The sequence below is a fragment of the Pseudomonas sp. FSL R10-1339 genome (assembly GCF_009600545.1).
GTDB classification, from domain to species: domain Bacteria; phylum Pseudomonadota; class Gammaproteobacteria; order Pseudomonadales; family Pseudomonadaceae; genus Aquipseudomonas; species Aquipseudomonas bubulae.
Window position 1 is genome coordinate 1 of record NZ_WIVQ01000140.1, and the last position, 7,132, is coordinate 7,132.

Genomic DNA, 7,132 nt, shown 5'->3' on the forward strand with positions numbered 1-7,132 from the left:
TGAGTTGAAATCGGCGGCACTGAGCTCGGGCCCAACCACTTCATCGAATGTGGGTAAGTCCACAGGGATTTGCGGCGATCACCAGAAACCCCGGGGTGTAGCTGCCGGTCACGGTGAACAGGTAGCCGGTCAGGTAAGGGCCGATAAAACCGCTGAGGTTGCCGATGGAGTTGATCAGGCCAATGCCCACGGCCGCGCCGACACCGGTCAGCACTTGCCCGGGGACTGCCCAGAACACGTTGATCGCGCTGTACACGCCCATCGCCAGCAGAATGAAACCGATGACAATGATCCACGGCTGGTTGAGCCACAGCGCCACGGCAATCGACACTGCCGCGAGCATGGCGGCACCGCCGGCATGCCAGTGACGTTCTTGCAGGCGGTCAGAGCGCCGGCTCCACCAGATCATCGCCACAGCAGCAACGGCATAGGGAATGGCGGTGATCAGGCCGTTCTGCATCAGGCCGATTTCCAGGCCGAAGGTACCGCGGAACGATGCCAGAACCGTTGGCATGAAGAAGTTCATCGCGTTGGAGCCCGAGGTGATGCCGAAATACACCAGTGCCAGCAGCCATACCTGGCGGTTGCACAGGGCCTTGCGGATCATCTGGCCCTTGGTCGGTTGCACTCCCACCACCAGCGGTTTGTTGCGCTCTTCCTGGGCCAGGGTGTTGATCAGCCAGGTGCGCTGTTTGTCGGTCAGCCAGTGGGCATCGGCCGGGTGGTCAGTGAGGTAGAAGTAGCACACCACACCGAGGATCACCGCCGGTACGGCTTCGACGATATACATCAGGCGCCAGCCGACAAAGCCCCAGGCATCGCCCATCTCCATCAGGCCCACCGACAGCGGTGCGCCGATGATTTGCGCGATGGGTACGCCCAGATAAAACGAGGCGATCATGCGTGCGCGATAGCGGCTCGGGAACCACAGCGACAGCAGATAGATCACGCCAGGGAAGAACCCGGCTTCGGCAATACCCAGCAGCACGCGCAGGGAGATGAAGTGGATTGGCGTCTGCAGGAAACCCATGGCGCCGGCGATGATGCCCCAGGTCACCATGATCCGCGCGATCCATACACGGGCGCCATAGCGGTGCAGCAAAATGTTGCTCGGCACTTCGAACATGAAATAGCCGAGGAAGAAAATACCTGCGCCCAGGCCATAAATGGTCTGGCTGATGCCGATATCTTCGTTCATGCGCAGTGCGGCGAAACCGACGTTGTTGCGGTCCAGAAAGGCGACCACAAACAGCAGTACAAGAAAAGGAATCATGCGCCTGGTCACGCGCTTGATTGTCTGTTGTTCGATGTCCGAGACATCGGTGAGTGGAGTAGTCATGTGGCACGACCTCAGTTTTTATTGTTGTGAGTAGCGTGAGCGTTGCAGCATTTGGGTGAGACAGGGCTTTTTGTGGGAGCGGGCTTGCTCGCGATGGGATCGCTGCGGGGCTTCAGTTGCACCGCGTCGCCTTGATCGCGAGCAAGCCCGCTCCCACAAGGGAGTGGTGGGTTATTTGCCGGCCGTATCCTCGATATGTGCGCGCACGATGGCATCGAAGTCCGCGTCGGCGGTAAAGCCCAGGGCACGGGCGCGGGGGGCTTCTACCTTGCTCGGCCAGCTTTCGACGATACGCTGGATAGTCGCGTCGGGCTCCCAGCGAATCAGTTTGACCACGTCATCACCGGCCACCCGTTGCAGCGCCGCGACCATGTCGGCCACGGTGGTGGTCACGCCCGGCAACGGGATAATGCGCTGGTTGCCCAGGGTTTCTGGCGACAGGGTCATGCCCAGCAGCATCGACTCAATAATGCGCCGCGGCGAGGTGAGGTAAACCTGGGTATCCGGGCGTACCGGGCATACGGCAGGCAGGCCCACCAGTGGCTCGCGGATGATCGAACTGAAGAAGGTCGAGGCCGCCTTGTTCGGCTTGCCGGGGCGTACAGCCACGGTTGGCAGGCGCAGCACCCGGCCGTCGACAAAGCCTTTGCGCGCATAGTCGGCGACCAGCAATTCGCCTACGGCTTTTTGCATGCCGTAGGACGATTGCGGGGTAAGCACGGTGTTGTCATCAACGACTGGCGGCAGGGCGCCGCCAAATACCGCAAAACCGCTGGCGTAGACGAAGCGCGGCGCGTTGCCTTGCTTGCGCAGGGTTTCGAGCAGCAGCATCAGGCCGTGCAGGTTGACCTGCATGCCCAGGTCGAAATCCGCTTCGGCCGCCGAGCTGACCACGGCTGCCAGATGCCACACCAGGTCCACGCCATCGGTGACGCGGGCGATGACATCGGGGTCGGCTATATCGCCGGTCACCAGCTCGATGCGCGGGTCGCTCGGCACATCTTCGCCGGCAAAGGCGTCGAACAACACGATGCGCTCAATGGTGCGAGGCGCCTGGCCTTCAAAGGTCAGGCTGTTCATGTCGAGCAGGCGCTGGGCCAGTTGTTTGCCGATAAAGCCGGTGCCGCCAGTAATCAGAATGCGCATGTGTAAAACCCTTTCTTATAGTTGTGTGAGCGTGAAGTCAGTCGGCCTGTACCGTGAGCTGGCGCTGTTCGCCAAGGCCGCTGATGCCCAGGTGCATGACCTGGCCTGCGCGCAGGTACACCGGGGTTGGTTTGATCCCCAGGCCCACACCCGGCGGTGTGCCGGTGGAAATCACGTCGCCCGGTTGCAGCGACATGCAGCGGCTCAGGTAAGCAATCAGGGCCGGGATCTGAAAGACCATGGTGCGGGTGTTGCCGTTCTGGTAGCGCTGTCCGTCGACTTCAAGCCAAAGGTCGAGCTGGTGCGGGTCGCTGATCTCATCGCGGGTCACCAGCCATGGTCCGAGGGGGCCAAAGGTGTCAAAGCCCTTGCCCTTGTCCCAGGTGCCGCCACGTTCGATCTGCCATTCGCGCTCCGACACATCGTTGATCACGCAGTATCCGGCCACGTGCTCCAGGGCGTTATGTTCATCGATATTGCGTCCACCCTTGCCGATCACCACGCCCAGCTCGACTTCCCAGTCGGTTTTGGTCGAGTCGCGGGGGATTTCCACGTTGTCGTTGGGACCGCAGATGGCGCTGGTCCATTTGCTGAATACCACCGGTTCCGACGGCACCGCCAGGCCCGACTCGGCAGCGTGGTCGGCGTAGTTCAGGCCGATGCAGATAAACTTGCCGACCTGGCCGACGCAGGCGCCGATACGTGGCGTACCGCTGACGAGGGGCAAACTGGCGGGGTCGATTTTGCTCAGTGTTTCCAGGCTTGCGGCTGACAGCGCAGCGCCTGCAACGTCGGCGATATGCGCCGACAAATCGCGGATATTGCCTTGGGCATCGAGCAGGCCGGGTTTTTCCTGACCTTTATCGCCGTAGCGCAGCAGTTTCATAAAAGCTCCTTTGGTGCATGGAAATAAATCTAGTGTGGGAGCGAGCCTGCTCGCGAATGCATCAATGCGGTGCCACTTAAACACCGAGGTACCTGCATCGCGAGCAGGCTCGCTCCCACAGGGTTTCCCACAAAATGCTTAATTACTCATCCCGCCATCGATCACCTGGACGGTGCCGGTGGTATAGCTGCTGGCATCGCTGGCCAGGTACAGCGCCAGTTGTGCGATTTCTTCAGCGCTGCCGATGCGGCCCATGGGCTGGCGGTCAACAAAGGCCTGATAGACCTCAGCTTCGGAGCGCCCTTGCTCAAGGGCCTGTTCGGCGATGCGCTGGCGTAGCGAAGGGGAGTCCACCGTGCCGGGGCAAATGGCGTTGCAGCGAATGCCCTGGCGCACGTAGTCGGCGGCGACCGATTTGGTCAGGCCGATCACCGCAGCCTTGCTGGCGGTGTAGGCAAAGCGGTTGGGCACGCCTTTGACGCTGGAGGCCACCGAAGCCATATTGATGATCGAGCCGCCGCCGTTTTCCAGCATGCCGGGGAGGAAGCCGCGGATCATGCGGTACATGGCGGTGACATTGAGGTCGAAAGAAAATTGCCAGGCCTGCTCGTCGCACTCCAGCAGGGCACCGCTGTGCACATAGCCTGCGCAGTTGAACAGCACGTCGATAGCGCCCAGCTGCTGGCAGATGGCATCGATGGCGCAAGCTTGGGTCACGTCCAGGGGCAGGACTTGAATACCGGGGATATCTTGCAGGGCTTCGACATGCAGGTCGGTGGCGATAACCTGCGCGCCCGCATCGCGAAAGGCCAGTACCGAAGCGCGGCCTATGCCTTGCGCCGCAGCAGTTATCAGCACACGTTTGTTGGCTAGGTTCATGACGAAAGTCCGTTGTTATTATTTGGCCCAACAGCTGCACACTAATATTGCTTTGCGATAATCGCCAATGAGATATTCTCAGGTCTTAATAACCGGGGGTTATCGGATGGCGGATGTCGGATTTAACCAGTTGTGCAACTGGCTGCGGTTTCGCCATTTGGTGCTGATCGACACCCTGGCGCGCACGCAAAACATGCATGCGACTGCGCAGGAAATGAGCATCAGCCAGCCAGCCGTGAGCAAGATGTTGCGCGAAATCGAGCACCAGCTGGGCTTCGAAGTATTTGCCCGTTTGCCGCGCAGCATGACCCTTACCGATCTGGGCAGCCATGTGGCCCGTTTTGCCCAGATCGCGTTGAACGACACCGGTCAGTTTGTCAGCCAGATCAACCATCTGCGCCAGGGTGGGCATGGCCTGATCAAGGTCGGCACCATTTATGCGGCCACAGCCCTGGCCGTGCCTGCTGCCATTGTGCGGGTCAAGCAGGACTGGCCGTTGCTCACCGTGCAAGTGCTTGAGGGCACCAGTGCCAATATGCTGACCTTGCTCGAACACAAGGAACTGGACCTGGTGGTGGCCCGTTTTACCCTCGATCGTCATCGTGAGTTGTTTGAATTCCAGGCGCTGGCGCCGGAGCCGTTGTGCCTGGTTACGGGCAGCCAGCACCCGCTGGCCGGGGCCAGTGAAGTGCCACTGGCGGATTTGGGCAGTTGGCCGTGGGTGATTTACCCGACGGGCACGCCGATGCGCGCGCGGGTGGAAAAAGCCTTCGTCGAAGCAGGCATGCAGACCCCGGAAAACACCGTCGAAACCGTGTCCTTGCAGACCACCATGCAACTGCTGCAAACCACCCCGTCGGTGGCGATGCTGGCCGAGTCGATGGTCGAACCGGAAATCCAGGCCGGTCGCCTGACCCGCCTGGCCTTGCCGTTTCCGCTGGTGCTGGCTGACTACGGGGTGATTACCCGGCGCAACGATGTCCCGCAGTGGTCGGCAAAAGCCTTTATCGACGCCTTGTTAAGTGGTCCCGATGCCCTGCGCGGTGCTCGCCAGACACCTTGATAACGCGCGGTTATTAACTGATGGAATGATGTAATTGGGCACAGGCCAAACCGCCCTCTAAAGTGAGCGTCGCCCCACCTGTCGGGTAGGGGCGCAACCGCTCATGAGAGGCGCGTATGAGAACAATAAAAAGCTACAAGACGCTGACGATCTTCTTCCTGTTCCTGATTGGCGTGGTCAACTACCTTGACCGCAGCGCCTTATCCATCGCCAACACCACCATCCAGAAAGACCTGGCCATCAGCCCGATGCAAATGGGGGTGATGCTCTCGGCGTTCTCCATTGCCTACGCCTTTTCACAACTGCCTCTTGGTGCCTTGATCGACAAGTTGGGCAGCAAGCTGGCACTGGGTGGATCGCTGGTGGTGTGGTCGGTTGCGCAGGCGGCCTTCGGCCTGTTCAGCAGCTATGGCCATCTGGTCGGCTTGCGGGTGTTGCTGGGGATAGGTGAGGCGCCGGTGTTTCCTTCGGCGGCCAAGGCATTGTCGGAGTGGTTCGATACCCAGGAGCGCGGCACGGCGACCGGCTGGGTGTGGTCTTCGACCTGTATCGGCCCGTGCCTGGCCCCGCCGTTGTTGACTGTTTTCATGGTGCATCTGGGCTGGCGCGGGATGTTTATCCTTACCGGCGTCATGGGACTGGTATTGGCACTGTGCTGGTTCAAGTTCTACAAGAGCAAGGCGCAATACATGGCCGAGACAGGTCGTGCGGAACCGGTGCCGGTGCAACAGGTCAAGGCGGCGAAAGTGCGCTGGACCTCGTTGTTCAGGGATCGCAACACCTGGGGGGCGTTCCTCGGGTTTATGGGTGTGATTTACATGATCTGGCTCAATCTCACCTGGTTGCCCGGTTATTTTGAGCGTGAGCACGGTCTGGATCTGTATCGCACGGCCTGGGTGGTATCGCTGGCTTATTTGTTTGGCGCGTTGGGCACCATTGTGGCCGGTAAATGCTGTGATCGACTGGTGGCACGAGGCATGCGGGTATTGGCCAGCCGCAAGCTGATGGTGATTCTGGGGCTACTGGGCGGGGCGCTGTTCACGCTGATTGTGGCCTTTACCACCAACGTGGTGGCGTGCGTGATCCTGCTGTGCCTGACCATGTTCTTTATCAACATCTCCAGTGCCACGGCGTGGATGATCGTCAACACCATTGTGCCGTCGGAGCGTGTGGCTTCGTTTGGCTCGATCCAGAACTTTGGCGGTTACCTGGCAGGTTCCATAGCGCCGATCCTGACTGGATTCAGCGTGCAGCAGAGCGGTTCGTTTTCCTCGGCATTTGTGATCAGTGCGGTGGTGGCGGCGTGTTCGGCCTTTGCCTACTTTGCGTTGCTCAAGGAACCGCAGGCACCGGAAGCGCCCTTGGCCACCCTTGCTCCCGCCTGACTGAGCCCTTGTGGGCGCGGGCTTGCTCGCGATGGCATCCCCGGGGTGCGCCAGCCAGACCGCGTTGTGTGCATCGCAGGCAAGCCGGCTCCCACAGTTTTTGCGGTGCTCACAAGATCCGGGGTCAGCCGCGTACCTCTGTGGGAGCGGGCTTGCTCGCGATGGCATCCCCGGAGTGCGCCAGCCAGACCGCGTTGTTTGCATCGCAGGCAAGCCAGCTCCCACAGGTTTGCGGTGCTCACAAAATCCGGGGTCAACCGCGTACCTCTGTGGGAGCGGGCTTGCTCGCGATGGCATCCCCGGAGTGCGCCAGCCAGACCGCGTTGTTTGCATCGCAGGCAAGCCAGCTCCCACAGGTTTGCGGTGCTCACAAAATCCGGGGTCAACCGCGTACCTCTGTGGGAGCGGGCTTGCTCGCGATGGCATCCCCGGGG

The 7,132-nt window shown here is 60.7% G+C and carries 6 protein-coding genes; 2 read left to right on the plus strand and 4 right to left on the minus strand.

All coding sequences use genetic code 11. The annotated features are described in order from the left end of the window. Positions 1–40 precede the first annotated feature (40 nt). The 4 genes from GHO03_RS22895 to GHO03_RS22910 form a co-directional block, all read right to left on the minus strand. Positions 41–1,339: an MFS transporter gene (locus tag GHO03_RS22895; RefSeq protein ID WP_153400582.1), complete on the minus strand. Its 1,299-nt coding sequence runs from the start codon at positions 1,337–1,339 to the stop codon at positions 41–43. Positions 1,340–1,510: 171 nt separating this feature from the next. After that, positions 1,511–2,485 (minus strand): D-erythronate dehydrogenase, encoded by a 975-nt coding sequence (gene denD, locus GHO03_RS22900; RefSeq protein ID WP_095019223.1) that lies wholly within the window; start codon positions 2,483–2,485, stop codon positions 1,511–1,513. A 37-nt stretch (positions 2,486–2,522) separates the two neighbouring features. Continuing rightward, positions 2,523–3,371, minus strand: coding sequence for an ureidoglycolate lyase (locus tag GHO03_RS22905; protein ID WP_153400583.1), 849 nt, complete (start codon positions 3,369–3,371; stop codon positions 2,523–2,525). Between the two features lie 138 nt (positions 3,372–3,509). Further along, on the minus strand, positions 3,510–4,250 hold the full coding sequence (locus GHO03_RS22910) for an SDR family oxidoreductase (RefSeq protein WP_095019225.1): 741 nt from the start codon (positions 4,248–4,250) through the stop codon (positions 3,510–3,512). Positions 4,251–4,356: 106 nt separating this feature from the next. Between GHO03_RS22910 and GHO03_RS22915 the strand changes: the two genes are divergently transcribed. Together GHO03_RS22915 and GHO03_RS22920 are read left to right on the plus strand one after the other, a co-directional pair. Then, positions 4,357–5,313 (plus strand): LysR family transcriptional regulator, encoded by a 957-nt coding sequence (locus GHO03_RS22915; RefSeq protein WP_095003378.1) that lies wholly within the window; start codon positions 4,357–4,359, stop codon positions 5,311–5,313. Between the two features lie 116 nt (positions 5,314–5,429). Continuing rightward, positions 5,430–6,698 carry an MFS transporter gene (locus tag GHO03_RS22920; RefSeq protein WP_095003379.1) on the plus strand — a complete coding sequence of 423 codons (1,269 nt, stop codon included), beginning with the start codon at positions 5,430–5,432 and terminating at the stop codon, positions 6,696–6,698. Positions 6,699–7,132 lie beyond the last annotated feature (434 nt).

Bases quoted from the DNA above. Each gene is read 5' to 3' on its own strand.
- GHO03_RS22920 (WP_095003379.1), top strand. From the start codon at position 5,430: ATGAGAACAATAAAAAGCTACAAGACGCTGACGATCTTCTTCCTGTTC.
- GHO03_RS22905 (WP_153400583.1), bottom strand. From the start codon at position 3,371: ATGAAACTGCTGCGCTACGGCGATAAAGGTCAGGAAAAACCCGGCCTG.
- GHO03_RS22910 (WP_095019225.1), bottom strand. From the start codon at position 4,250: ATGAACCTAGCCAACAAACGTGTGCTGATAACTGCTGCGGCGCAAGGC.
- denD (WP_095019223.1), bottom strand. From the start codon at position 2,485: ATGCGCATTCTGATTACTGGCGGCACCGGCTTTATCGGCAAACAACTG.
- GHO03_RS22915 (WP_095003378.1), top strand. From the start codon at position 4,357: ATGGCGGATGTCGGATTTAACCAGTTGTGCAACTGGCTGCGGTTTCGC.
- GHO03_RS22895 (WP_153400582.1), bottom strand. From the start codon at position 1,339: ATGACTACTCCACTCACCGATGTCTCGGACATCGAACAACAGACAATC.